We start from the raw sequence: 24,056 nt of genomic DNA on the forward strand, positions 1-24,056 counted from the left end.
GGCGGGGGTGGATTCGGTTGGCGCGCATGGTTATGCGCCTCCGGTGACGACGGCGTTCATGATCGCGCCAGCGCTGGTGGCGATGATGCCGCCGACCAGGGCGCCGAGGATGATCTTCGGGGATTCGATCGCTCCGCCGTGGAAGCGTTCCCACCCGAATTTCCCACCTGCGTAGATCAGCGAGGCGATCCCGGCGAGCATGACGATCCAGGACAAGTAGTTGACCAGGTTGACCAGCTGCGGTGCCCCCGGCGGAACGGTGGGGGTGATCGTGATTTCCTGGGCGAGGGCGGTCAGCTTCTCGCCGACCACGGGGGCGGTGGTCATGACGTGTGCTCCGAATCATGTTGTGCCGCCGCAGTTGTGCGGGTGGCGGCCAGGTGCGTGATGATCTGGGTGCCTGCGGTGTGCACGTCGGCGGGGACCGCCTCGGTCAGACGGGGCCGCCGACGCCTACGCGGTGCCGGGTCGAAGGGGGTGTATTGCGCTAGTTCGGCGATTTCGCGCACGACCAGTTCGTCGTGCCAGCCGATCTCGTAGACCGTCCCCACCAGCTCGGCGACGACACCGCGGTAGCGGCGCACCGCGGTGGGAACCTTCCCGGGCCTGGCGGCCGACAGCGCCAGGCCGATGATGGTGACACCGTCGGGGGCCAGCCCGGCGTGCCATTCCCGTAGCCGCTCGGCGGCCGCGGTCAGACCTGGCATGCACAGTCGCGCCGCCACCAGGACCCGCTGAGTGGTCGCGGGTGAAGCGGGCCAGGCCAGTCCGGTGTCAGCGGCCGGGGCCCACCATCGCGCCAAGGTCGAGGCACCGGCGCCGCCGTGGGCGCCGAGCACCGCGAACAACGGCGGATACGCCCCGGTGGTGGACAGCGGCTGTTCGCGCACCGGCGCCCGCCGTTCGGCCGCCGGTGCGGCGATCGTGTCCGGATCGAGGCGGCGATCCGCGCCCGGTGGCGGCGCCGGGTGGCCGGTGGTGTGCAGGTGCAGCGGTGCGGCCATGGTTCAGCCCCGCTTCTGGATGTTGGTGATCACCGTGGCGCCGTCCGGGTCGTGGCGAGCGTTGATCAGTTGCAGGTAGTCGATGCGTTGCCCGTCCGGTCGCAGCTCGACCAAATGCACCTCGGCCGCACCCTCGGCGATCGGGGTGATCGCCACGCAGTGGACGGTGCCCGGTGGGATGGAGTCGATACCGGCCGCCAACTCCTCGGAGATGATTCCGACCTGCGGCGCGATCAGCCGCAGCGCGGCCTCGGCATTGCGTTGCACGTAGTAGGCATGCTCGAACGCCGCGATCACCCCGGTCAGGCTGAGGGTGTCCCCTGGACCATCGGTGACGGCCTGACCGGACAGACCCGTGCAAGCCCCGGCCGCAGCCGGTGTGACGGTGGTCCTCGGTAGGGGCGCGGTCAGCGTCGGAATCACCGCGGGTGTGGAATCACCCTCGGCGATCGACACGATCCCAGCGATCACGAGCGCCACAGCGACACCCAGCGCGGCGGCCAAGCCAACCCATGCACGCCACGGCAACCGACGACCGCGCGGCATGCCAGCGGTCACCGGCGGCGGTGCGGGCCGGTGCTGTATCCACTGCCACTCGCCCTGCGCCGCACCCGCGCCGCCGTCGATGTTGGGGTCGGTGTCGGTGTCGGGCGAGACGGCTTGCAGGGCAACCGGTTCGCCGGGTTGGAGCCATCCGGCTCCGTGTTCGGGTCGGGTGTCGGGTTCGGGTCGGTGTGTGCCGGTGTCGGTCATGTCGAGTGGTCACCTCCTCGGCTTGGGGATCTCGGATCGGGGACAGGGGCCCTTCGGGCGGAGCTGCCGGGGCGAATCAGGCTTGACGGGCGCAAGATCCTGGTTCGGCGTCCGCCCGAAGGGGCTTTAGGGCCCGCCGCGTGGTATCGACGGCGTGGCGGGCGTGCTCCTGGTCGTTGGGGCCGGTCTCGTGGACGTGGGCCCGGTAGGGCGAGGTTTGGGGGTTGCCGTGGTCGGTGTCGCGGTCGCGAGGTCGCGGGCCACGGCGGTGAACCAGTCCGCGGTCGCAGCCATCGCCGAGCGGCCCTCGGGTGTGGCGGGGGCGCTGCGGTAGGAGCCGTGGCGTCCGGTGGTGTCGCTGTATTGGGCTGACGCGGACAGGGTGTAGAGCTGACTGGTGTCGGTGATGGTGCTGGTGATCGCCTCGAAGGCGTCGTTGATCCAGCGGCTGGCTGTCTGCGGTGGCACCAACTCCACGACCGCGCCGGCGAGTTCGGCGCCCAACGTCGCGACCGCCGCCCACGGATCGGCCAGCCCGACCGTGGCCAGCTCGGCGATCGTGGCGGGGGTGAACACCTTCTGCGCCACCGACACCACCGCGTTCAGGCCGATCGTGCCGAGCTTGAACAGCGCGGACAGTGCTTCATCCGGGCCGGGTGGTGCGCTGCTGGGTTGGGAGGCTTCGGCCAAGCGCTGGCCGAGTGTTTTGGCGGGGTCGTAGGACAGTTGGTCCAGGCTCACCCCGGTCAGGTCTTCGTTGACCACGTCCACCGCGGTGGAGTACACCGTCGTCGACAATGCTTGTGCGACAGTGGAAATCGCGGCAATAGGGTCGCGCAGGTCGGATCGGGCGGCGATGTTGGCGACCGTTGTCGCCAGCGGCGAACCGGTCCGGAGGTCGCAGGTGGCATCGCCGGGGACGCACAGGTCGGCGACGCGGCCGGTCAACCCGCCGAATCCCGGCTGCGGTGCGGCGGTGATCCCTGCCCCAGATAGTGGAGGGTTGGTCAGGGTGATCGCCGAGACCTTCTCCCCCGCCGTGCCGGGCGCCGGGGACGGGGTGCTGGATTCGGACCCAGGCAGCACCGGTGTGCTCGCTGCGCGGGTGGGGTTGGCCAGCAACGCGATCGCCGCGACCTGCTCGGCGCTGATCGCGGCGGTGCCGCTGGCGACGCGGTGGGCGAAACTCGACACGGCGGGCGCGCCGTGGGCGTAGCCGGCGGCGGCGATCTTGGTGTCCGGGCAGCGGGCGACGACGTCGGTGGCCATCTGCTCGAGCCGCTGCGCCGCCGCGGGGACGGCCTGGTCGTAGGGCAGCTGGCTGCCGTCGGATCCGCGGCCGTACGGGACATAGGCGCGTTGCACCAACTCCCCCGCCACAGCCGCCACGAGACCGAGCACCTGCCCCAACGCACCGGAATCGCTCGTGGTGGTCCCACCCGCCGACGACTCCGGCCCGCCCTGCACGCCCAGGACGTACAGACTCGGGCAGCTCGCACCGATCGGCACATCGGTATCGGCGCCGACGGCACTGATGCCTGCGATCGAGACCACGGCCGACGCCACCATCGCCGCCACCACGCGGCACGCCGGTCCGATGATGTTGGGGAAGCTGCTGCGGTTCACGGGGATACCTCGATTTCGACGGGGCGGCCTGCCCGCACCCTCAGCGAGGGGTCTTCGGGTGCGGGCAGGCGATTCAGGTGGTCTGCGGGGCCGACCGGGTGGTGGGGCGGCGCAGCAGGTAGCTGGCCAAGCGGGCGATCGCTTCCCCCGCTCCGGCTTGGGCGGCGCCGCGGTGCACGGTCGGGTATTCGCGCCAGGACAAATCGACACCAAGGGCGCGGTATTCGGCGAACAGCTGCCGCCCCATACCGACGGGGATGAGGGTGTCCTCGGTGCCGTGGTAGAGGTGCACCGGCACCACAGGTGTTTCTCGCGCGGAGGTTTCGTTCGCGAGCACATACCGCCAGATCGGATCCGACCACGGATCGGGGCGCTCGCACCACCGCCCCAGCGGCACATCGCGATAGGTGGCCAGCAGCGCCGTCAGGTTCATGTCGCTGGCCGCGGCCACGGCTTGCTCGCCGTCGTCGGTGAGGATGTGGGCGACAGGCAGATGCGCGTACGCGCGCCCCAGCCCGATGAGCCCGGCCAACGCCAGCCCCGCCCACGCCCCGCCATCGAGCCCGAGCACCAGCGCCCCGGGATCAGCGACGACCGCGCCCGCCGCGACACCCCGCAGATCCAGATCGGGGGCGTAGATGAGATGTTGTTCGGCCGCCCACACCGCCGCGCGCCCGCCGTCGGCGTAGCCCCACACGACCAGAGGCGCGTCGACCGCGTCAAGTTCGGGTAGCACGCGCACGGCGCGGGCGAAGTCGAGCACCGCGTGGGCGGCGGCACGCCCGGCCAGGAACTGGTGGGGCCCCAATCGGGTCATGCCCAGGCCGAGCCCGTCGGGCACCGCGACCGTCCATCCGCGGGCCAGGGCCGCGCTGATGAACACCGCTTCGGGTTCGCTACCGTCGGCCAGGAGTTGTGAGGGTGCGCAGCCTCCGCCGAGCCCGTGAAAGGACGGGCAGTACACCAGAATTGGGCCGGGCCCGGTCAGTTCGGTGGTCGCGGGGGCGATGACGGTGCCCGAGGCGGGGATGGGTGCGGAGAACCCGGCGCGGGTGGCGTAGACGAGTTGGAAGGCCCGTCCGGCTTCGTCCAGGTCGGCGAGTTCGATGCTGCGGCGTCGCAGGATGTCGCCGGGATGGGGATCGAAACCGATCTGGCCGCCGAGGAAGAAGTCGTCGACCTCGGACGCAGTGGGTTCTAGTGGATTGGTCATCAGCGGGTTCCTGCGATGTCGTGGGCGAGGGCGACCATCCACGCGACCCCGGAGTCGAGTTGCCCGGTCAGGGCGTAGCCGTTGTGACGGGCGACGGTGTCGGCATAGCGCAGCCAGACCGCCGGGTTGAGCAGATCGGCGTTGTCGGCGACCAACTGCCCCCACGCCACACTCAGCTGCCCGGCGAGTGTGGGCAGCAACCCGATCGGATTCGTAGCGACAGCGGCGGTGATCTCGTTCCACCGCGCCACCGCCGCACCAACATCGCCAGAAGTGGGTGCGGGGATGCGGGGGTCGGCGGCGTCGATCAACCGAGCCGCCAGCGGCAGCTGCGGTGTGTAGTCGACGTTGCCACCGCCAACCTGAAAGTCGCTGAGCACCACAGTGGTCCACGCATCACCGAGCGCGGCGTGGAACAGGGCGTTGAGGGAACCGATCGCGGCGATCGGGTCACGCAGGTCAGCTTGAGCGGCGATCTCGGCACCCACACGCAGCAACGCGGCACGGTCCGGCGCCGAGCAAGCCAGGTCACCGTCAGTGCAAATGTCAGCCACCCGCCCGGTCAACGCGCCATAGCCGGTCGCACCGTCAGCGATGCCACCACCCGCCGCGGGTGGATTGGTCAGCCGCACCGCCGACACCGCCGCCCCGCTGGTCCCCGGCGCCGGGTCGGGCACCGTCTGACCGGGACGGCCCGGAAAGATCGGAGCCCCGTTCGCGCGGTCGGGGTGCGCATACAGCGCGATCCCCGCGATGCGGTCGGGTCCGACCGGCCCGACTCCGGCGCCGACGTCAGCTGCGAAGGACGACATGGCTTGTGCGCCTTGGGAGTAGCCGATTCCGGCGATCATGGTGGCGGGGCATTGCTCGGCGATCTGGCTGACGGCGGCATCCAGCTGGGCGCGGGCGTCGCTCACCGACGCCACGTACGGATCCGGTCCGCCGCCAGGGACCGCGCCACCGAATCCGGCGCCGTAGGGAATGTAGCTGCGCTGAACCAACCCCGGTGCCGCCGACAGCACCGGCGCGATCAAAGCACCGACGACACCGGTGTCGGCCAGCGGATCCGCCGTCGGCGAGGACTGGCCAGTGCCTTGAATTCCGAGCACATACAGCGCCGGGCAGCCCGGCCCGACGGGCACCGCCGACGCCTCACCGGTTCCGGTGGGCGCAGCAGCAACGCCGACCGCGGTGATCAGCGCGGCGGCAGCCGCGGCAGTGCGTGCGCGGGCGCTGGTGGGGGTGTTCACGGCTGACCGACCCCCACTCCGGCACCGAACCCGGCACCGACGGTGCCGCCGGCGACTGCACCGACGGCCGCGGCCGGGACACCGACGACCGCGGCACCCGCCGCAGCGCCCGCGGTGACACCGAGCGCGGTACCGGCGACTCCTGATGTGACGGTGCCGATCACGGGTACCGGGACGACCGTGCCGAGCGCGGCACCGGCGATGCCGCCGATGGTGCCGCCGATCAGGCCACCGACCACCGCACCGACAGCGCCGACCGGTACCCCCGCCAGCGTTGCGCCTGCCGCGCCGCCGATCCCGGCACCGGCGAGAGTGGTGCCGCTGACCCGGTCCGAGCGCCCGGCCGGGATGCCGATCGAGTCCAGCGCGGTCGCGACCTGCGCCTCCGCACCCGCGGCAGCGTCGTTGACGACCTCCGCGCAGCGTGGCGGTAGCCACTCCGGGCGCGGGCTCTGCCATTGCCCGATGCGGATCGTGTTCTCCGGCGCTTCGATCGGCGCCACCGGTGCCACCGGTTCGGGCAGGTGCATCTCCTCGATCCGGATCGGCTCCACAGGCGCCTCCGGCGGCGGGGCCGGGCGCGAGGGAGCTTCGTTGCGGACCTGCGGCGGCTGGGAGTAATACACCACCGGCGGCGGTGGCGGTTGCGGCGCGGGCTCAGGTTCGGGTGCTGGCGGCGCATACGGAGCTGCCGGCGGGGTGGTGCCCGGCTGCGAGGGCCCGGTCACCCCGGGCTGGTCGGCGATCACCGCTGGGATATCGGCGGCACTCGCCATTCCCGACGCGGCGATCACCATGGCCATCGGAACCGTCCCGGTCAGCAGCATGCGACTGGCGCGTCCGGTGCACTTTGTGGATTTGGGCATGCGGAAATAGGCCCTTTCATCCGAAGGCGGGATGGGGAATGGGGAATTTTCTTGGAATTAACGAATGCGCGGGGGCTGCGCGGGTATCGCAGCTCCCAGAGGCGGCTTTGCCTCTGGGAGAACGCTTCTCAGGGCGAGCGCGTCAGATGAAGGGCAGGGCCAGCGCCAGAGCCTGCGCTACCACGGATAGGCCGTTCGAGAGCACCGACAAACCGGTGTTCACCCAACCCAGAATCACGAAGGGGTCCAAGACTGTTTCCTTTCAGACGGTTTGAACTTGCCTTTCTATCCAAACCACGAAACCCATTGGAGCGCTAGGGTTCTGGCGTACCGAATTATCGGTACGTTGTCAGTCAACGCACTCAAACACGTCGCATCCAGCGGATTTGCCGAATATTTGATGATCTAGCCCGTGTACCGATTTTCCGGTACACCCCTTTGCGCAGCGCCCACAACCGGTGGGACGGACATAGGCGACCTGCGCCTGGGACAGCTACCGCGGTGCGAGCTACGGGGCGGAAGGCCCTTGCCGGGGGTCATTTCGTCTGGTAGGAACAAGGAATCAACCCGGGGGCAACTCTTCATCGTATCGCTACTAGTCCTGTGACGGAAGACAATTGGAAAAGGGGGGACCCTGGCATGAGCCAGAATCCCGCACACCGATCACCGATCACCAGAAGACGCAGACCACACGCCCGCATCCCGACATTCGGCAGCATTTGCCGACTGATCCGCGAGGATCTGGGCCTCTCCCTCGTCAAGGCCTACACCCGCCACGGCATCGCCAAATCCACCCTCGCCGACATCGAAAACGGCTTCCTACCCACCCTGGAAACAGTCGACCGGATCATCGCCGGCTACGAAGTCGATCCCTTGATGGCGCGGCACCTGCGCGAACTTCTCGCCCCCGCCGAGGATCTCCCCCCGACCGACAACCTGCGCCAGTGCGTGCGCGAGAGGACGGCCGCGGTCGTCCATCTGCGCGACCTCGACGACCGCGGCGTGCTGGCCGCCTACATCGATCCCCTGTGGAACATGCTGGCCTGCAACGAATCCTTCCGCGCCGCGGTGCCAGGACTGACCGAAAACGAGCAGATCCACACGTGGCTGTTCAGCCCGCCAGCCAGAAACTACTTCCTCGACTGGCCCAGCGAGGCCACCCACGCCGTCGCATCCAGCAAGACAATCCTCGGCCGATACCGCGACTCCACTCAGGCCCAGGACTTCATGCAGATCCTGGGACAGAACCCGGAATTCGTCGATTTTTGGACCGCCAGCATCCGCGTCGCCTACGGCCGCAACACCGGCGACCTCGTACACGTGCGAGACCCCGCAACCGGCGAACCCGTGTCCTACAGCCTCAGCATCTCCAACGTCACTCAAACCGAACACGTCTTGCTCGTCACCGCGATCCGCAAACCCTACTCCGGACCCGCGCCGGACCACCCCCGACATCCTCGCGACACGCTGCACGACACGCCGATAGCTTTCGGATGAGCCAAGAGATCTACACACGCCCCGATCCGACGCTCATGACCCAGCCACCACAATCGGCGCCGGACTAGAATCCCCGCCAGCTATCTGATGGCACACATCTACAAGCTGGTGGCGTGATCCGGAACCCGAGCGATGCTCTTATCCCCGAGCTCCACTACTGCGATTTGCTGACCATCACCACTAAATTTGCGCACATTGAATGACAGGATATTTCGATGTCGGCTCCCGAAATGGAATGTGCAACATGAATAGAGCGTTCAACGAGATTTCGTGGTCCGCCTCGCCGCGCGGTCTGTCGCCCGTCACCAGCCACGCTGCCGCGCCCAGCCCGACCCGGCAGCCTGCGGGCAGCACATCCACGACGACGCTCCGCTGCCGCCGGAGTGCGTTGTGGACGACAACCTGGAGCTGACCGCGGCGAGGCGGGCACAGTCGGCACCACCCCAGCCGCACGGCAGCGAGGCCAGGTGCTGGGTCATCGAAAGGATGAGGCACCGCACGTAGTCGTCGACCGTTGCCTTATCGGGTAAGCCTGCAGCCAGATCCGCGCGGATTCGGTGGTCAGCGACGTAGTCGGGCTCGCGGGCCTCGAGCCTGAACCCGACGCGATCCTCGCTGGACGCAAGCAGGGCCGCACCCTCGTCGCGGTCTCGGCACGTGACCGGGAGGCTGATCGACGTGTCTACCTCGTACAACGGAGTGCCGCCGGAACTGTTCCGTGAGGTCATGGCCGGATTGTGCGCCTCGGTCTCGGTGGTCACCACCGTGACCGGCGACAGTCGGCCGTACGGCGGCCAGCATGGTGGATTCACGGTCGAGCGCGATGCTCACCAGCAACAGCGACGCGGCCGCGCTCACCGCGGACGGCCGTGACTATCTCGACGTGGGATACCTCGACGTTCCAATGCGGCGCGGACCGTGGTGGCCTTGACACCGAGCCGGTCGCCAATGCGGGCCAGAGACTGGCCGTCCCCGTAGTCGACGATGGCCTGATCGATCTCCTCGCTGGACGGTCGGCGCTGCTCGCGAATCGCCGCACCTCCCGCACGAAGGATTTCCAGAATGCCGCCCTTGGCAAGCTGGTGATCGGATGCGAGCTGGTTGGCTGACGCTCCACCCGTGTAAGCGGCGACGATTTGTGCCCGGTCCGTCTCCGACAATCGTCGAGCCAGCGCGTGTGCCTTCTGGGTCTTGGTCAGCGCCATCGTTCGCGCGGCCAGCACCGTGGACACGCCACCGAGCGCGGTGAGATCGTCGCGCGCCGAGGGCCGTAGTCGCGGGACAAGCCGGTCGACAACACCATGTCGTCGTGGGCGTGGAGAAGGTTTCGTACCGCGCGGCGCGAGTGTGGGAGACCGCAGAGCCGATGCCATCGCTGGAACTCGCGCAGTTCGGCTCTGAAACGGGCGGGGCGGACCTCAACGGTCACACCGAAGGAATTGGGAGAGGGGTCATGTGATCTCCTGCGCGTGAGAGGGAATACACTGGCGACGGCGCGAGAGGCGGTGACGCCGAACCTGGCTGGGCTGCAGCACTATTCGAGCTAACACTCGGGTTGCCCGTCGGAGTTGGCGCTGACGCGGCCGAGTTGAATGTCGGCGAAATGGACACCGAAGCCGGGGGTGTTGGGCGGGGGAGTTCGTCGAGCAGTCGCATCGCGGTCGCGCGGGACAGGGCGGGCTCATCGTCGGTGACCGTGGTCAGGTGCGGGTGGGTGATCTGGGCGGGGGTGGTCAGCGCGTCGCCGAAGGCGAACAGCCGCCTTCCACCGGATTCGATGAGGTAGCTCGTGTGACCCAGGCTGTGGCCGGGCGTGGGCCATCGCGGTGACACCGGGAAAGATTTCCTCGCCCGGACCGACGGTGCGCACTTGGTCGGCGAAGATGTCGAGGACCTCGCCGGGTGTGCCGTAGGCGGCGGCGAGTTCGGGGTGTTTCCGTTCGGTGCGCCCGACCGCGACGGGAATGTTGGCGAAAGGGCTTCTTGTGTGGTGCGCAGGATGTGCCTATAGCCAACCGATGTGGTCCATGTGCAGGTGGGTGATGGCGATGAGGTCGATGTCGGCGGGGGTTTCGCCGACCGCCGTGAGGCTGTCGAGCAACTGCCCGCCGCGCAGCAACCCGATATCGGCGGGTACCGCGAGGGCCCGAAGCCGGCGTCGATGAGTATCGCCTGTTCACCGTGCTCGACGAGCAGCGCGCCGACGCTGGCGACGAGGAACCCGTCGGGGTTGATCAGGTCAGCGTCCTGGGCCCACACCCGATCATTCGAATCAGGCAGCCAGGCTGCGGGTTCGAGCAGGGCGACGCCGTCGGGCAGATAGGTGATCCTGTGGTCGCCGAGCTGATGGCTGTGCACGGCGGCGGGCCGCGTGCTGCGGGCGAGGCTGAGGGTCATAGCGGGTACTCCTGTTCGCGCGAGATGGATGGGGTGTCGGTGTCGACGGCGACCCGGGGGCGGTGGGCGGCGCGGATCGCGGCGTTGTGGTGGTCTGGTCATGTCGGAAGGCGAGTCGGTCCACGCCCGGTGAAGGTCGGATCGATTGGCGGCGGTGGGGCATATGACGGATCCGCCGCCGGGGTTAGAGGTCGCGTCCGGCGTCGGGAAACGCCTCGATGGTGACCGGTTCGCCGTCGGCGAAGCGCGTTTCGGTGTCCAACTCACGGTTCGGGCTGTCTGGCATCGCTGCGGCGATCGCTTCCTCGATCGTGTCGCCCGAGCTCGGCTGGTCGGCGACCGTCTCGGCGAGGGTCGTGCGGGCGCGTTCTCTCAGCTGTGCCGTTTTGGGCAGCTCGGGGTCGAGGTCTGGGATTGGGCTGTGGCTGTGGCTGTGGCGCAGGCTCGACAGTGAACGTCGAACACTGGCGGCGATGTCGGGGGTTGTGTGCCTGTGCCACAGCGCATTGAGCTCATCGAGCGGGTAGTCCAGGTAGTGGGCGATCTGTTGCCGCAACTTCTCGTCGGTGATGGTGAACGCGCGGGCGCGCTGCCTGTCGCTCATCCCGATCGCTGCCGCGGTGTGTGGCGCGGGCCTAAGCGCCTCGCACGTCCAGCCCCTGTGTCGGCACCGTCAAAGCCCAGACCACGGGAAACAGGCTCGGCAGCCGTGTTGGGCTGGGACCTGCCCGCGCCATGGCCGAAGCCAACGAGCCACCCGATAGCACGACGCGAACTCGCCGAGGAACGCGGCCTGCGCATCCCCCATGATCACACCGAAACTGCCGTGCGTGGACTGGACTTCACTCCGCGGCCCCTGGAACGACTCGCTGATGTTCATCTTCGACATGAGAGCCCGCGACCCGACCAGGTGGACGCGCTCGCGATCACTGATCACGAGCTCGACGCTTTCGCGTTCTGCACACTCGACCAAGCGCGGGATCGCTTACGCGTACGTCTGGTCACGCGTCGAGGCAGCACTTCACGCCCTCGAAACCAGCCGGGTCGCTTACCTCCCTGACGGAGGGGCAGTCTGACCGGGGTCGACAGCACGTGCGCGGATCTCGATCTGTGGGAAAGCCCCACTCAAGCTAACGAGCGGTCACCGGTAGGTCGACCGACTGGGGTCCGCTGTCTTCGGTCCATGTGAGCTTCGCTGTGATCTGCATTGGCGTCCCCATGTCAAAGCTTGCTGACCACCGAAGTGGTTGGAGTGGGGGAAGATCGAAGGGGGCGTGATTCTCGCGATACACTGCGCGCTCCCATGGACCGAGATCGAGCTGGAACTCCTTGGCGGTTATGGTTGCGCTCTTGTTCTCGAGGATCACTGAGACGTGCGATTTCCCACGATGGTCAACATCCCTCTCGATACGAAGCCGTGGGAGTGCGTGCTCGCCCTTGCGAACTACCGACGGTGCGCCGAGTTCCATCTGGTTGACGTCGCTCTCCACTGCGTCGCGAACCTTGTAGGCCAGGTCGGTCAGGTCGGTGTAGACGCCAAGCAGCCCTTTTGCTTGTAGTTCTTCTCGGAAGCTCTCCAGCCGCGTCAGTTCTGCGATATCGATCTTCTTGCGATCAATAGGCTCGTCTGAAAACCACACGTGTACTGGTTTGCCAGCGTCCGCGGCGCGCTCGATTTCCTCGGCCGTGCCCGATACCGCTGTGTCCGTTGCCTGGCCGAGGCGGGCATCGAACAGTGCGATGACGATATCGGCGTCATCCAGCAACTGAGAATTGATGACGCCTTGTCCGCCACCGGAACCTAGCTGCGGTATGGCATCAGTCTTCCAGAACCGGGGCAACAGAATTGTCTGGGCGCCTTCTGCTCGCGACCCGTTCCAGCCGTGAAGCGCGTCCGTAACCGCCTTAACCTCGTCGGCGGTGTCACCAGGTGACGAAATCATCACCTTCAGCACGTGGCTATCGAATCCCATGGCTGCGATTCTGCCACTCGAGCCACTGAGCAGAGTGGTCTTCGCGTACGGCACCCTGTCCGTGGTGCGCCCGCCGGACTGCTACGCGATCCGTGTCAACGATCCCGTGCCGATGGGCCGTGCGGCACGCATCATCGCCTTGCTTGCGCCATCGTGGGAGCTTTGCACCTGGCTCGTCTAGGTTCCGACATGTCAGGTTCCAGCCTCGGGGGATCCTCATCAGCCTGAACTGCGGACAGCACAATCGGCACGTGTGCATTCAGCACAACCGCGCAATAGGGGGAGTACAGGATGTCTGGGAAACCGGCAGTCTGACGACGGACGGGTGCGGCAACCCTGATGTCAGGTCCGACACCGGCTAACATACGCGTCGTCGGGGCGACGAGTACTCAGGCGTCCCGTACTTGAAACACGCGGAACATACTGGGCCACAATAGGCTTCAGCCGGGAGCGTGCGACACATGTTCGACGTACTGATGGAGCGAAGGCGGACTTGCTACTTGCCAGAGCCGAAGTAGTAGCTGGACACGGCCTGCCGTCCGTTGCGATCACCGACTCTCCGCACCTCATACCACTCCGCGCACGAGCACCCCATGTGATCAGGACCGGAACTTCGAGAGAGAAGCAAGCATTTGAAACTCAGCAGCACCAAAGAAACCACTTTCAGAACCAGGCTGGCCGCATGGGTGGTTGGTCTGAGCCTTGCGGCGATCACCGCGTTATCGGTCCTTGTCGTGACCATGGCAGAGCCCGGCGACAAAAGCAACGTCTCACAGCTCGTGTTCTCGTCCGTGCTGCCCCTGTTCGGGACATGGGTTGGCACCGTCATGGCCTTCTACTTCGCACGCGAAAACCTTGAAGCCGCAACCCAATCGACGCTACGGCTGTCGGGTGGCTATGAAAAGGATGATTCTGTCTCGGATGTCATGATCCCTCGAGCCCAGATGATTGTACGTTCGACCACGAGCGGTCAACAGGTCGGCACGATCACCGTGGAGTCCATCGCGGCGATCATCACAGTGACCGGCAAAAAGCGCGTCCCCATCCTTGATGACAAAGGAAGTGTCAAATTCGTCATTCACCAATCATTGCTCGACTCTTACGCGCGCACCGTGACACCTGAAGAATATGCGCAGGCCTCGCTCGATGATCTCCTCGCCAACTCCGCGAACAAGAGGCTTGCCGAAGCTATCGGCTTCGTCTCGATCACCGCGACGCTGGGTGAAGCGCGGGATCAGATGCAACGCGTCAGCGGCTGCAACGACATCTTCGTGACCACCTCGGGATATCCCGCTGAGCCTGTACTGGGGTGGCTGACCAACAATCTTCTAGCCACCGTTGAATAGTCGAGACACCGGCTGCCAGCGACCACAGTGGCGGCTAGTTCACCGCATCCAGGGTCGTCGCTACGAGCACGTGTGCTTGCGTGTGACGGGTAGTGTCGGTCGATACTCGCAAGGCGCAGCGGTTGTTGATCAACTGATGGGAGATCCACCGATGGTCCACGAGTGGACCGAGAAGCTGCGCCCTGGCCAGGATGGACGTCAGGACAGTCGTGGGCACCGGGGTCGCCCCGAAATAGTGGTAGCTTCGTCCCGACCGGTAGAGGTTGCCGCTCAGACTCAGTTCATCGAGCATCTCGATCGCGACCGTGTCGTTGTGCGATGAGGCCGAGAGTGCGAAATCCAGCATGGGTAAATGCAACTCCGTGTCCTTGCCGTCCACGCGGACCTGCGAGGTAAGCGAGACGATCCGGCGCGAATCGAGGTTGCAGAACGTCGCGTTGCTCAACTGCCGTACAAAGGCGGCGGTCTCGATCTCTTCTCGATCGTCGATCTGCTCCTCGTGTTTGATCGCGCGCTTCCACATCGCGATCCGCGTCGACGCTGACGACTCGACAGCACTGAAGAGAAGGAAATCCCAGAAGCCGAATCCTCGATCGGTGTATTCACTTCGGGCAGCTCGGGTCAACGACTGTGCTTCAGCGGAGATGTCTCCTCCACGCAGCGACGGCCGCCGCAGAGTGGATTCCAGGAGGACCGACGTCACATCGGCATAGGAGAACAGTTCGGACATAGAATCAGCCAGACCTCCCCCGCTGCACGCACGCCAGGTCGGAGATCCTGCGCCGGTCATTCGTGATTCCCTTCGCTTACAACAGGACTCGCGGCCCAGTCGAACGTCTTCGCCCGCTGACCGTTCCAGAACTCCTGGGCCGCCTCGGAGTAGCCGGGATTGACCCTTCGCGCGACGACGATCGCCGCGCCCAACGTGCAACCTGCTTGGACCAACGCATAGGCCGCGCTGTTGATTCTCGCGCCGGTCGTGTACACGTCGTCGACGACGACCAGCCGTTGACCTGTATGACCGGTGACGGTGACCTCATAGCCATCCCGCGAAGGCTTCCTGAAACCCAAGTCACCGTGGCCTCGGCGCAAAATCGGCAGCACAGGAATGTCAATGTCCAGCGAACGGATGATTTCCTCGAGTGGATGGGGGCCAGGCCGGTCGGTGGATGGCACGACCACCAGGCCGTCCAAGCCGTCCGACAGGGCCCCGATCGCTCGTCCGTGCTCGATGATGAACCGTCCCAGCAGAGCCCTGACATTCGGCACATAGGACTCGATGAAGGGTTCGCTGTCGTCGATACGCCCCTTGTAGCAGGTCAGCCAGTCTCGAAGCGGAGACGGTTTGCAGTACAGCGATACGACGCTCAACGGTACAGCCGGACAACCCAACCGGGCAGAAATCTCGCAGCAGTTTTCGCAGTCCGCATTGCTGTCCGAGTCGTTCCACGTTCGGCACCGCGGACACACTCCGGCCGCAACCGAGGGTGGAACCACCAGTTGAGAAGTCAGCTCATTGGACAAACTGATGATCGAATCGACGTCGGCCGTGACTCTCATCCTATGCCTGTGAGGGCTCGACGTACCTCGGCGACCGATGACACGAAGGTGGCCAGCCCTCGGTCACTGAAATCCTTGGCCCAATCCTCTTGCGCCAGCGCAGGTGCCCACATCAACGCGGTCCGTCCATAGTTTATGGCCTGTTCGAGTTCATGCCGGCTACCACTACGGGTCCGCCCATCCATGATCACGCTGACATCGGACATTCCGGCGATGACACAGTTGCGCTTGAGAAACGTCGTGCTGGTCCGGGGCGCGCGCGGAGCGAACTGCGACACCAGCATTCCGCTCTCCACGATGCGTTCCGCAAGCTCGGTGTTCTGCTCCGGATAGACCGTTTCGATCCCGGTTCCCATGACGGCGACCGTAGTTCCATGCCCCGCCAGCGCACCGTCGTGAGCGGCGGTATCGATACCGGCCGCCAGGCCGGACACGATCGTAACCCCGACTGAAGCCAAGTCGGCGGCCAGCGTCCGCGCATCCTCGACGATATCGGGACTCGCCGCGCGACTGCCGACGATCGCCACGTGAGCCCCTTCGGCTGCCGACCCCGAAGTGAACAGTACCGGTGGCGCGTCCCAGCATTCCGCTAGCCTTTGCGGATAGGCTGACGTTCCTACAAGGGTGGTCCGGACAGCCTTTCTCTCACACAGCGTTTCGAGCTCCTTCCACCATGCATCGACCCGCTCGGGTGCGATGTTCTCACACAGATACCTAGTCAGCGGCGAACCATGAGGACCGGCAACTCGATTGAGCAGCATGCTTCGCTGATCAGAGTCGCGCAAGATGCCAGCCAGGTCACTGGGTTCGGCGGGAAGCAGCTCCAGCGCCGCCATCACCGTGCTGACCGAACGTAGAGAGAAGGTGTCCACGACAGGGACTGTATGGGAGAACTACGACATTCCGGCGTCAGGGCACTTCGTCGTGCGCGTCAATCCCGTCGGTACATCGCCTGCTCCAGCAACCGTGCTGCCGCGCGAGCTGCGACGATGGCGCTGGTGTTGTTGAGAAGATCCCAGTCGTTCTCCGACGCCGTTCGTCCCCCGAGCTCTGGAGGCGATCCGCGATGAGCCTGCCAGTCCCGCAGGGCAGCACCGCCAGACGCCGCCAGCGCCACGATGCCTACGCCACGCTCGCGCGCCCACCGAATCTCTTCCTCGGTTCGTGCCCCGCCGCCGATCACCAGTATCGCCCTGCAATCATCGAGCAGCATCCCCACCAACTGCTCTCTCGCCAAATCGGTATAGACCGAAGTGCCAACACGCTCATCCATTTCAGGTGGCGGCTCCTGTTTCTCCCTGAAGTAGAAGGTTAGCTTCTCCGGCCTATAGTTCTGCTCCGATCGACGGATATTTGCCACATCCCTGGTGACGCTCCAGCCAGCCGGTCCGCCCAGCGAGGTGAGTTCCCAGTCGCTTCTCTCAGCCAACTGAGCAGCGATCTTCTCGCACCACGGCAGGATTTCGGCATCGTCACGGGGATTTCCGTCGGCATCCACACCTGCGCTTCCGGATATGAAAAGCCGTAGGGGACGTGTCCTGCGGACCAGCGCCTGGATGATGCCTTGCAGCTCGTGAAACTCGTCGATCTCGCACACCTTCACCCCGCTCGCCTCAAGGTCCTTCACGCGAAGGTCGTGCAACGTGCGCTCCGGACCGGCGGCTGGTCTCTTCAGCACGGTCAGATGACGGTCAGTGACAGACATCGCGTGCTGGCGAGCCAAGCGAAGCAGAATCTCGATGTTCGGATCGGTGAAACTAAATCCGAGAAACAGAAATGTCTTGCTCACGTAGGCGGCTCTCAGTAGAGCCCACGTCCGCGGTCGCCGGAACTCGTACTGCTCGTAGTCGCTGCGGGTGATCACCGGCGGCTCAGCCCAGGCCGGGCCGCCGTTCCTGGTGGCGACACTGCCATGCATCTTGATGACCGTCCGACGATTCGTACCGATCGTTCGAATGTCTTCGTCCGTCACGGCCACGAAAGTGCTTGCATCACATGCATGCTCGATGAGCTCGTCGTAGTTTGTGGTCCAGATTTCCTTCAATGGCAGCTGTGTCAGGAGATGATGCCCGGGAGTAGGCGCCGCCGGCGTCGCGATCATCTCCAGGATGTGTTCGCACAACGCCTCACGACCCACGTTCTTCTTGTCGTTGGCGATATATTCCGCGATCAACGGGTAATCATAGTGATCGGGCACGTTGGCTTTGTCCTGCAACGGCTTCAGCAGTTGAGGCCAGGTCGGTAACCCCGCACCGACCGACAATCCGGCACCGACAAACAGTGCGCCGTTGCCCGCCGAGACCGCCTCCCCGAAGGCGTTCACCAGATCGTATTGATCCATGACACTCCCACCACTCAGCTCCACCAGGCTCTGTAGGAGATGTCTACCGGTCGTCTTCACCTATCGCAAGGAAAGACTGCACACGCTCGAGCATGCGACCAACCAGTGCAACACCAGGGCGTAGATATGCATAAATACGCACGTCTACATTTCCAAATGCTCCGCGCTGATACGCCACCGCACACCAGACCTGCGCCAAGCAGTTCCCATCGGCGCTGGATAGCTACCGCGAGTCGTCGTATCCTTGCCGTTGGGCCGCGCATTGTATCCATAGCTTTCAGACCCCCACTCACTTCAGCGATCAAACTCAACTGAACGCTTCAGAGCTCCACGCTCCCCATACGTCACTTCAGCCGGACACGTAGCAACATCTTCTTCGAATAGCGCGACCTATCTGGACTTTTCGGCGCCTGCCGCCAAGGCCACCGCGAGCTGACAGCTGACAGCGAGAGTGATACTGAGAATTGACATACGAAGAGCCTTGAACAGGTGCCCGTTCGATTGCATTCTGCTGGACCAGGCCGTAAAGCCCCTGACCATAGGGCGTTTGGTGCGTATTCTGTGAACGGAAACGATCAGAATGAACGGGCGGATGGCATGAACGATCCGAGAGGTATCAACACCCGTGCCGAACTCCGAGAGGCTTTGCAGCAGCTCTACGACGACTGCGGTCTCAGCTATCACCAGATCTTCGAACGCTCGGATGTGAAGCGCACCGCCACCGTCCATAACCTGGTGAAACTTAAGACATTCCCTCGATGGGAGACCCTGCAGGAGGTGCTGCAGGTCTGGGGAATCACGTCCCAGGCCGACCTGGCGCAGTGGAAGTACGCCCGGGCGCGGGCTGAGAATGACGTGACCGGGCTCGGTGTCGCGCTCGACGAAACCGAAGCGATCGATCCCTTTGCACTCGACGTGCACCGGCCGATCTCCTCGAACAACTTGAACAATCATCTCGATCTTCCAGTGCTGCCACCCTATGTCCGGCGCGCACATGATGCCGAGCTGGCGACGGTAGTCACGCGTGCGGCGGCTGGTAGCAGCGCCATAGCGGTGCTGGTGGCCGAATCGTCGACAGGCAAGACCCGGGCTCTGCTGGAAGCGTTGGGGCCGTTGCGTGCCGCCGGCGGGTGGCGGCTGTGGCACCCGCTGAGACCGACTCGCAGCCAGGCGCTCGACGACCTGAAGCATGTCCGCCCGCGGACTCTCGTCTGGCTGAACGAAACTCAGAAGTATCTGACTCACAAATCCGCTGCCGAACAGGTCGCGGTGGCGCTGCACAATCTGCTGCTCGACACCTCCCGGGCGCCGGTACTCATCCTCGGCACACTGTGGCGCGAGCATCACCGCGACCTGTGCGCTGATCCGGCATCCGCGGTATCGAAGCTGCTTGAGCCGGCCGTCATCGAAGTCCCGAAATCGTTCACCGGTAGCGCGCTGGAAGAGATGCGCCGCGCCGCGGACACCGATCCCCGAATCAAGCTTGCGATCCACGGCTCTGAAGACGGCCAGATCACCCAATACATCGCTGGGGGCACAGAACTGGTGAGGAGGTTCAGATTCTCGAGCTCAGCTGCCGCACGGGCGATCATTGAGGTCGCGATGGATGCCGTCCGTATGGGACATCGCAACGCCGTACCCTACGCTCTGCTCGAACACGTCGCGCCGTTCTACATGACCAACGCTGAGCGGGATCAGCTCGACGAGAACTGGCTGGAGAAGGCGCTCGCTGAGACCGGCGAACAATGTAAAGGTGTCCGCGGGCCGCTCACTCCGATCCGCCCACTGCGCCGCCCTGCCGGACGCCGCAGCGCCGCACACACATCCCACCATGATCTCGCAATCGATGCTGTGCCGGTGTTCGAGTTGGCCGACTATCTTGACCAATTCAGCCGCACGCACCGCGCCACAGTCATCCCACCCGTCGAGTTCTGGGACGCAGCGGCGGACTACGCCCACCCTGACGACCTGGCCCGACTCGGGCAGGCCGCCGCTGACCGTGGCATGATTCGCGATGCCGCCCAGTTGTGGAAGAACGGTCTGCGCCACGGCGACCTGACCGCCGCCATCAATCTGATCTATCGATTCCGTATGCCGGGCCTGGCCGAAGTGATCGCGACCGGTGTCCCTGTCGACAATCTCGCGGACGCCACCGCGTTGGTGCAGATGATGCGGGAAACCGGAGCGACCCCGCAGGCATTGCAATTGGCCTGCCGTGCAGCCGAAGTCGCCGACATTACCCGCCTGCCTGAAGTGATCGTCCTGATACGAGAACTGCGGCACCTGGATGCGGAGCGGGAAGCACGGGACTTGGCTCACCGCGCAGCGGAGACGGCCGACGCAACCCAACTCACCGCTGTCGTGGAATTAGCCTGTGAGTTGCGGATCATGGGGGCAAGCCGGGATGCACTGGAGCTGGCTCGCTGCGCCGCGGCCGAGGTCGATCCCGCCGAGCTTTCTCACGTGGTCGCGCTGGTACGCGAGCTGAGGCAGACACAGGCAACAGGAGAAGCACGGGAATTGGCGTGTCGGGCCGCGGCTGTTAGCGACCTCAGCGATATTTCGCGAGTCGTCGTGTTGGCCAAACACTTACGAGAAACAGGCGGAGCGGACGACGCGCTGGACATCGTTCGTCGGGCGGTGACCGACGTTGACCCCGAAGCCCCCTTCCAGATGGCTGATCTGGTACGAGAGTTGCGGACAATGGGAGCACGGCAGGAAGCGCTGGACCTCGCGCGCCGCATTGTGGCTGCCGCCGATCTGCGCGCATCGCCTGGGCGAGGCGAATGGGCCCGCGAAGCGGGAGTCAGCCAGGAGGCGCTTGTCATGATCCGCCGTAGTGTCACGACCGTGGATGTCGACAATACCTCTGAAGTCACCGGCTTGGTGCGAGTACTACGGGAATTGGGCGCAACTCAGGAAGCAGTGGAGTTGGGTCGACGTGGTTGCGAAGCAGCCCACAGCTTTCACGACAACTTGGCCGCGCCCCAGTTGGCGTACCAACTGTGGGTGGCCGGAGCGCACGAGGAGGCACTCGATCTCGCACGGCGCGCGGCCGCAGACGCTGAACTCGGCAATACCGTTGCCAGTACCTTCTACGTCAACGCGCTGGTGATGCTGCTACGGGATATGGGCGCAGCGCAGGATGCGGCGAACCTGGCTCATCGTGCGGCACCCGAAGTTCAGATCGGCACAGGCCGAGGGATGATCAGTATGAGCATCCTGCCCTCGGCGCCCGGGGAGATCGGTACCGGCGACGAGCTCACCGACCTTGTTCAGCTTATGCCCGCAGCCCGGATGTTCGAACGATTCCTTGAGGCCGGTGACCACCGAGAACGGTTCCAATTCGGGCGTGAACCGGATGGAAGCCCGGCCGCTCCGTGGTCATGGAATGACCTGAGATAACCGAACTGACCGGTCCCCGATGCTACCGATCTGAAAGGTCTGGCAATGCGCAATCACGAGCGCGCTGCTGCGGTCGAGGCCCGGCTGCTGGCTCGCGACGAGTCGGAGTAGCCGACGGCTCGGTTTGCTCGCCTCGATGCGCCGCAGGTGCGCGGTCATGCCGCGGTCGCGTTGTGGCTGCGCCGCCCCCGACGGGTGGACGACTTCCTGGACGACACGGTGGCGATGGTCGGGGCGCGGGAGGCCACCGACTACGGACAGCGCGTCGCCTAGGACCTCGCAGCCGCGTTCGTCGAGCGCGGGTGGACCGTGCTCAGTGGTGCGGGGTAGTTCTATTGCTGCTCTTCTGTTGTGATTCGGCGAGCCAATCTTGAGGAGAGGGGCCAGTTTTGAGTGCTGGGTATTAGACGATTCCAGCAGGCGGCATCGCCTCGCAAACACCGACGGAGGGGACTGCTGCACGATCAGGTGACCACTGTCACCCGATCCTGCAGCAGCCCCCCACCTTGTGGCTGCGCACCGGCTTGGTTATGGCGCAGAAGCAGAAGATCGGGTTTCATGTAAGTGGGCGAATCAGGCTAGACGGGCCAGAATGCGATGTCCCATGCTTTTGATTCACAACAAGCGGTCGGTGGTTCACTTCGACGACACCATGTCGGACACTGACACTCCAGATCGTAGGCGCGCGACGGACTTTCAACGCCTTCGTCGTCTCGTCCTCTCACATCGAGGTGTCGCTGATCGACCAGCCAGCGGGACTCCAAAGCCGGCAGGCTTTCGACCCGTCTCGCTGGGCTTCTCCTGTGGTCGTGAGCGCTGAAGCCGATGGTTGCGCATCCTCTTCGAAGACACCCCGCTGGATCAATCGAGGTTGTCTGTCCAAACGACCCGCCTGAGTTGAACCCCGCCGCAGCTAGGCTGCTGCTTCAGCTGCTTCTCCGACATGCCCGTGATGGTTCTGGTGAGAGGAAGACCGACGATGCCGACCGAGTCCAACGAATGGGCCGTGCTAGACGAACTTCTCGGGCTCGTCCCCGAAACCGTTGAACCGAGTACCGATCAGCGGTTCGCCTTCTACGGGCGCTGCTCCACCGAGGACAACCAAGACCCTGAAACCTCGTATCGGTGGCAGCGTGGCAACGCCGAGAAGTTCGTCGCCGACGGCGCGATCGTCGAGGACTACTTCGACGTCGGCCAGTCACGCTCGGTGCCATGGCATCGCCGCCCCGAAGCCGCGCGCCTGCTGGCAGACCTGAAGAGCCACACACGTGGCTGGTCGGCGATTGTGGTCGGTGAAGGGACGCGCTGCTGGTTCGGCAACCAGTTCAGTCTCGTAGCGCCCCGCATTCAAGCGCACAAGGTCGAAGTCTGGGTCCCCGAGCTCGGCGGACGCTTCGACTCTCACAACGTGACCCACTCGATGATGATGAGCATGCTCGGCGGCCTGAGCGAATCCGAACGCCAACGCGTGCAACAACGCACCCGCGCCAGCATGGACGCCCAAGTCCTCAACGAAGGCCGCCACCAGGGCGGCCGAGCACCCTACGGATACATGGTCGTCGACGGACCACCACACCCGAACCCGAACCGAGCCGCCGACGGCTCCCGACTGCGGATCCTGTCCCTGGACGTGGCTACCGCACCGGTGGTCCAGCGAATCTTCCGCGACTACATCGCCGGGCGAGGCGACAAGGCCATCGCCCACGAACTCAACCGCCAAGCGATCCCCTGCCCCTCGGCACACCGGCCCGAGCAGAACCGGCACCGATCCCGAGACGGATGGCAAGCCAGCACCGTCTCCGCCATCCTGCAGAACCCGCGCTACACCGGCTACGCCATCTTCGGCCGCTGGAACAAACACGAAGAACTCCTCGACCCCGACGACGTCGCCGCAGGCCACATCACCCGCCTGCGCCGCTCCCCCAACCACCGCATCATCCGATCCAAGAAACCCGCGCACCCCGCCATCGTCTCGGTCGAAACCTTCACCGAAGCCCAACTCATCCGCCGACGCAGGGCCAGCACGGGCATCGGCGCCCGCGGCCGCCTGGAACGCACAAGGAGACCTTCGCCGCGCGAATACCTGCTGCGCGGCCTGCTGCGATGCGATGCGTGCGGCCGCAAGATGCAGGCCGAAGCGGTCAGCGGGACCGTCTACTACCGCTGCCGCGCCAAAACCTTGGCTCCCGCCAGTCCCGTTCTGGCCGAGCACCCGCCCTCGGTCAACCTGCGCGAGGACCACCTCGTCGTACCGATCGACCGGTGGCTGGCCACCCTGTTTCATCGGAGCCATCGCGACCGCACCATCGCCAGCCTCCTCTCAGCCCAGGACGACAACGACCACGACACGCACCGCGCGCTGCTACGCCGACGTATCGCCGACGCCGAAACCAAACTCGAACGCCACCTCGCTGCCATTGAAGCCGGAGTCGACCCCCAAGTCCTCGTCGCCGCGATGAACATCGCCCACGCCGAGAAGGCGGCAGCACAAGCGGAGCTACAAAATCTGCCCACCATCGCCCGACTGACCGAGACCGAGATCCGCAAGCTCATCGACTCCCTCGGCGACATTTCAGCTGTCCTCGCCGCAGGTGCCCGAGCCGACAAAGCCGAGCTCTACCAGGCCCTCCACCTCGACATACGGTATCGGCCCCGACAGCAGCTTGCTGCTGTCGGGGCCGATTTTGGGTTTAGCACAGGTGTCCGGAGGGGGACTTGAACCCCCACGCCCGATAAAGGGCACTAGCACCTCAAGCTAGCGCGTCTGCCATTCCGCCACCCGGACCGGTGGTGCTCAGCAAGGTTAACGGATGCGGCGGCTGGGA

General features: G+C 65.2%; 23 protein-coding genes and 1 tRNA gene. 7 read left to right on the top strand and 17 right to left on the bottom strand.

What is annotated here, in order from left to right:
* Positions 1–30: 30 nt before the first annotated feature.
* From NX1_RS08580 to NX1_RS37835, 7 genes are all read right to left on the bottom strand, one after another.
* Positions 31–327: a hypothetical protein gene (locus tag NX1_RS08580; RefSeq protein ID WP_068056393.1), complete on the bottom strand. Its 297-nt coding sequence runs from the start codon at positions 325–327 to the stop codon at positions 31–33.
* Positions 324–1,004: a hypothetical protein gene (locus NX1_RS08585; RefSeq protein WP_084501249.1), complete on the bottom strand. Its 681-nt coding sequence runs from the start codon at positions 1,002–1,004 to the stop codon at positions 324–326. The genes NX1_RS08580 and NX1_RS08585 overlap by 4 nt, the downstream gene beginning before the upstream one ends.
* A 3-nt stretch (positions 1,005–1,007) precedes the next feature.
* Positions 1,008–1,757 (bottom strand): DUF8176 domain-containing protein, encoded by a 750-nt coding sequence (locus tag NX1_RS08590; protein WP_068056396.1) that lies wholly within the window; start codon positions 1,755–1,757, stop codon positions 1,008–1,010.
* 126 nt (positions 1,758–1,883) lie between these two features.
* Positions 1,884–3,383, bottom strand: a complete 1,500-nt coding sequence (locus NX1_RS08595) for a cutinase family protein (protein ID WP_084501250.1) — start codon at positions 3,381–3,383, stop codon at positions 1,884–1,886.
* A gap of 73 nt (positions 3,384–3,456) precedes the next feature.
* Entirely contained in the window at positions 3,457–4,596 is a 1,140-nt protein-coding gene (locus NX1_RS08600) for a lipase family protein (protein ID WP_068056399.1), read from the bottom strand.
* A complete protein-coding gene (locus NX1_RS08605; protein WP_245668396.1) occupies positions 4,596–5,846 on the bottom strand; it encodes a cutinase family protein in 1,251 nt (416 codons plus the stop codon). Before NX1_RS08605 ends, NX1_RS08600 begins: the two co-directional genes overlap by 1 nt.
* Positions 5,843–6,712: a hypothetical protein gene (locus NX1_RS37835; RefSeq protein ID WP_157119622.1), complete on the bottom strand. Its 870-nt coding sequence runs from the start codon at positions 6,710–6,712 to the stop codon at positions 5,843–5,845. The genes NX1_RS08605 and NX1_RS37835 overlap by 4 nt, the downstream gene beginning before the upstream one ends.
* Before the next feature lie 639 nt (positions 6,713–7,351).
* Here NX1_RS37835 and NX1_RS08615 point away from each other — a divergent pair.
* The gene (locus NX1_RS08615) at positions 7,352–8,209 is read left to right on the top strand and encodes a helix-turn-helix domain-containing protein (protein WP_068056404.1); all 858 of its coding nucleotides are present in this window, start codon (positions 7,352–7,354) and stop codon (positions 8,207–8,209) included.
* Positions 8,210–8,511: 302 nt separating this feature from the next.
* On the opposite strand, the gene NX1_RS08620 is transcribed toward NX1_RS08615, so the two are convergent.
* The 5 genes from NX1_RS08620 to NX1_RS08645 form a co-directional block, all read right to left on the bottom strand.
* On the bottom strand, positions 8,512–8,970 hold the full coding sequence (locus NX1_RS08620) for a hypothetical protein (protein ID WP_157119623.1): 459 nt from the start codon (positions 8,968–8,970) through the stop codon (positions 8,512–8,514).
* A gap of 93 nt (positions 8,971–9,063) precedes the next feature.
* Positions 9,064–9,441 (bottom strand): hypothetical protein, encoded by a 378-nt coding sequence (locus tag NX1_RS36100; protein ID WP_157119624.1) that lies wholly within the window; start codon positions 9,439–9,441, stop codon positions 9,064–9,066.
* Between the two features lie 773 nt (positions 9,442–10,214).
* On the bottom strand, positions 10,215–10,310 hold the full coding sequence (locus NX1_RS37320) for an MBL fold metallo-hydrolase (protein ID WP_218024084.1): 96 nt from the start codon (positions 10,308–10,310) through the stop codon (positions 10,215–10,217).
* 480 nt (positions 10,311–10,790) lie between these two features.
* Positions 10,791–11,210, bottom strand: a complete 420-nt coding sequence (locus tag NX1_RS08635) for a hypothetical protein (protein WP_068056410.1) — start codon at positions 11,208–11,210, stop codon at positions 10,791–10,793.
* Positions 11,211–11,736: 526 nt separating this feature from the next.
* Entirely contained in the window at positions 11,737–12,579 is an 843-nt protein-coding gene (locus NX1_RS08645) for a DUF4062 domain-containing protein (RefSeq protein ID WP_068056413.1), read from the bottom strand.
* Between NX1_RS08645 and NX1_RS08650 the strand changes: the two genes are divergently transcribed.
* Positions 12,578–12,760, top strand: a complete 183-nt coding sequence (locus NX1_RS08650) for a hypothetical protein (protein ID WP_068056415.1) — start codon at positions 12,578–12,580, stop codon at positions 12,758–12,760. The genes NX1_RS08645 and NX1_RS08650 overlap by 2 nt on opposite strands.
* 451 nt (positions 12,761–13,211) lie before the next feature.
* Entirely contained in the window at positions 13,212–13,925 is a 714-nt protein-coding gene (locus NX1_RS08655; RefSeq protein WP_157119625.1) for a hypothetical protein, read from the top strand.
* Between the two features lie 34 nt (positions 13,926–13,959).
* On the opposite strand, the gene NX1_RS08660 is transcribed toward NX1_RS08655, so the two are convergent.
* From NX1_RS08660 to NX1_RS08675, 4 genes are all read right to left on the bottom strand, one after another.
* A complete protein-coding gene (locus NX1_RS08660) occupies positions 13,960–14,655 on the bottom strand; it encodes a primase 1D-like protein (RefSeq protein WP_068056419.1) in 696 nt (231 codons plus the stop codon).
* A gap of 56 nt (positions 14,656–14,711) precedes the next feature.
* Positions 14,712–15,296: a hypothetical protein gene (locus NX1_RS08665; protein ID WP_068056421.1), complete on the bottom strand. Its 585-nt coding sequence runs from the start codon at positions 15,294–15,296 to the stop codon at positions 14,712–14,714.
* A gap of 185 nt (positions 15,297–15,481) precedes the next feature.
* Complete coding sequence (locus NX1_RS08670) at positions 15,482–16,357, bottom strand: DNA-processing protein DprA (RefSeq protein WP_068056423.1); 876 nt, start codon at positions 16,355–16,357, stop codon at positions 15,482–15,484.
* Between the two features lie 59 nt (positions 16,358–16,416).
* A complete protein-coding gene (locus NX1_RS08675; RefSeq protein ID WP_084501275.1) occupies positions 16,417–17,826 on the bottom strand; it encodes an SIR2 family protein in 1,410 nt (469 codons plus the stop codon).
* Here NX1_RS08675 and NX1_RS38355 point away from each other — a divergent pair.
* From NX1_RS38355 to NX1_RS08685, 4 genes are all read left to right on the top strand, one after another.
* Positions 17,825–17,950, top strand: a complete 126-nt coding sequence (locus NX1_RS38355) for a hypothetical protein (RefSeq protein ID WP_281216095.1) — start codon at positions 17,825–17,827, stop codon at positions 17,948–17,950. The genes NX1_RS08675 and NX1_RS38355 overlap by 2 nt on opposite strands.
* A gap of 437 nt (positions 17,951–18,387) precedes the next feature.
* Positions 18,388–21,231, top strand: coding sequence for a hypothetical protein (locus NX1_RS08680; RefSeq protein ID WP_157119626.1), 2,844 nt, complete (start codon positions 18,388–18,390; stop codon positions 21,229–21,231).
* Between the two features lie 147 nt (positions 21,232–21,378).
* Positions 21,379–21,504: a DNA-protecting protein DprA gene (locus NX1_RS37325; RefSeq protein WP_218024085.1), complete on the top strand. Its 126-nt coding sequence runs from the start codon at positions 21,379–21,381 to the stop codon at positions 21,502–21,504.
* Positions 21,505–22,210: 706 nt separating this feature from the next.
* On the top strand, positions 22,211–23,950 hold the full coding sequence (locus NX1_RS08685; protein ID WP_084501251.1) for a recombinase family protein: 1,740 nt from the start codon (positions 22,211–22,213) through the stop codon (positions 23,948–23,950).
* On the opposite strand, the gene NX1_RS08690 is transcribed toward NX1_RS08685, so the two are convergent.
* Positions 23,932–24,016: transfer RNA gene (locus NX1_RS08690), tRNA-Leu, on the bottom strand. The genes NX1_RS08685 and NX1_RS08690 overlap by 19 nt on opposite strands.
* Positions 24,017–24,056: the final 40 nt, after the last annotated feature.

Source organism: Nocardia xishanensis NBRC 101358 (genome assembly GCF_001613365.1).
GTDB lineage: Bacteria > Actinomycetota > Actinomycetes > Mycobacteriales > Mycobacteriaceae > Nocardia > Nocardia xishanensis.

Excerpts from the sequence above, each read along its gene's own strand:
- NX1_RS08580 (WP_068056393.1), bottom strand. The coding sequence starts at position 327 with ATGACCACCGCCCCCGTGGTCGGCGAGAAGCTGACCGCCCTCGCCCAG.
- NX1_RS08585 (WP_084501249.1), bottom strand. The coding sequence starts at position 1,004 with ATGGCCGCACCGCTGCACCTGCACACCACCGGCCACCCGGCGCCGCCA.
- NX1_RS08590 (WP_068056396.1), bottom strand. The coding sequence starts at position 1,757 with ATGACCGACACCGGCACACACCGACCCGAACCCGACACCCGACCCGAA.
- NX1_RS08600 (WP_068056399.1), bottom strand. The coding sequence starts at position 4,596 with ATGACCAATCCACTAGAACCCACTGCGTCCGAGGTCGACGACTTCTTC.
- NX1_RS37835 (WP_157119622.1), bottom strand. The coding sequence starts at position 6,712 with ATGCCCAAATCCACAAAGTGCACCGGACGCGCCAGTCGCATGCTGCTG.
- NX1_RS08615 (WP_068056404.1), top strand. The coding sequence starts at position 7,352 with ATGAGCCAGAATCCCGCACACCGATCACCGATCACCAGAAGACGCAGA.
- NX1_RS08635 (WP_068056410.1), bottom strand. The coding sequence starts at position 11,210 with ATGAGCGACAGGCAGCGCGCCCGCGCGTTCACCATCACCGACGAGAAG.
- NX1_RS08650 (WP_068056415.1), top strand. The coding sequence starts at position 12,578 with ATGGCTGCGATTCTGCCACTCGAGCCACTGAGCAGAGTGGTCTTCGCG.
- NX1_RS08645 (WP_068056413.1), bottom strand. The coding sequence starts at position 12,579 with ATGGGATTCGATAGCCACGTGCTGAAGGTGATGATTTCGTCACCTGGT.
- NX1_RS08660 (WP_068056419.1), bottom strand. The coding sequence starts at position 14,655 with ATGTCCGAACTGTTCTCCTATGCCGATGTGACGTCGGTCCTCCTGGAA.
- NX1_RS38355 (WP_281216095.1), top strand. The coding sequence starts at position 17,825 with ATGACACTCCCACCACTCAGCTCCACCAGGCTCTGTAGGAGATGTCTA.
- NX1_RS08675 (WP_084501275.1), bottom strand. The coding sequence starts at position 17,826 with ATGGATCAATACGATCTGGTGAACGCCTTCGGGGAGGCGGTCTCGGCG.
- NX1_RS08685 (WP_084501251.1), top strand. The coding sequence starts at position 22,211 with ATGCCGACCGAGTCCAACGAATGGGCCGTGCTAGACGAACTTCTCGGG.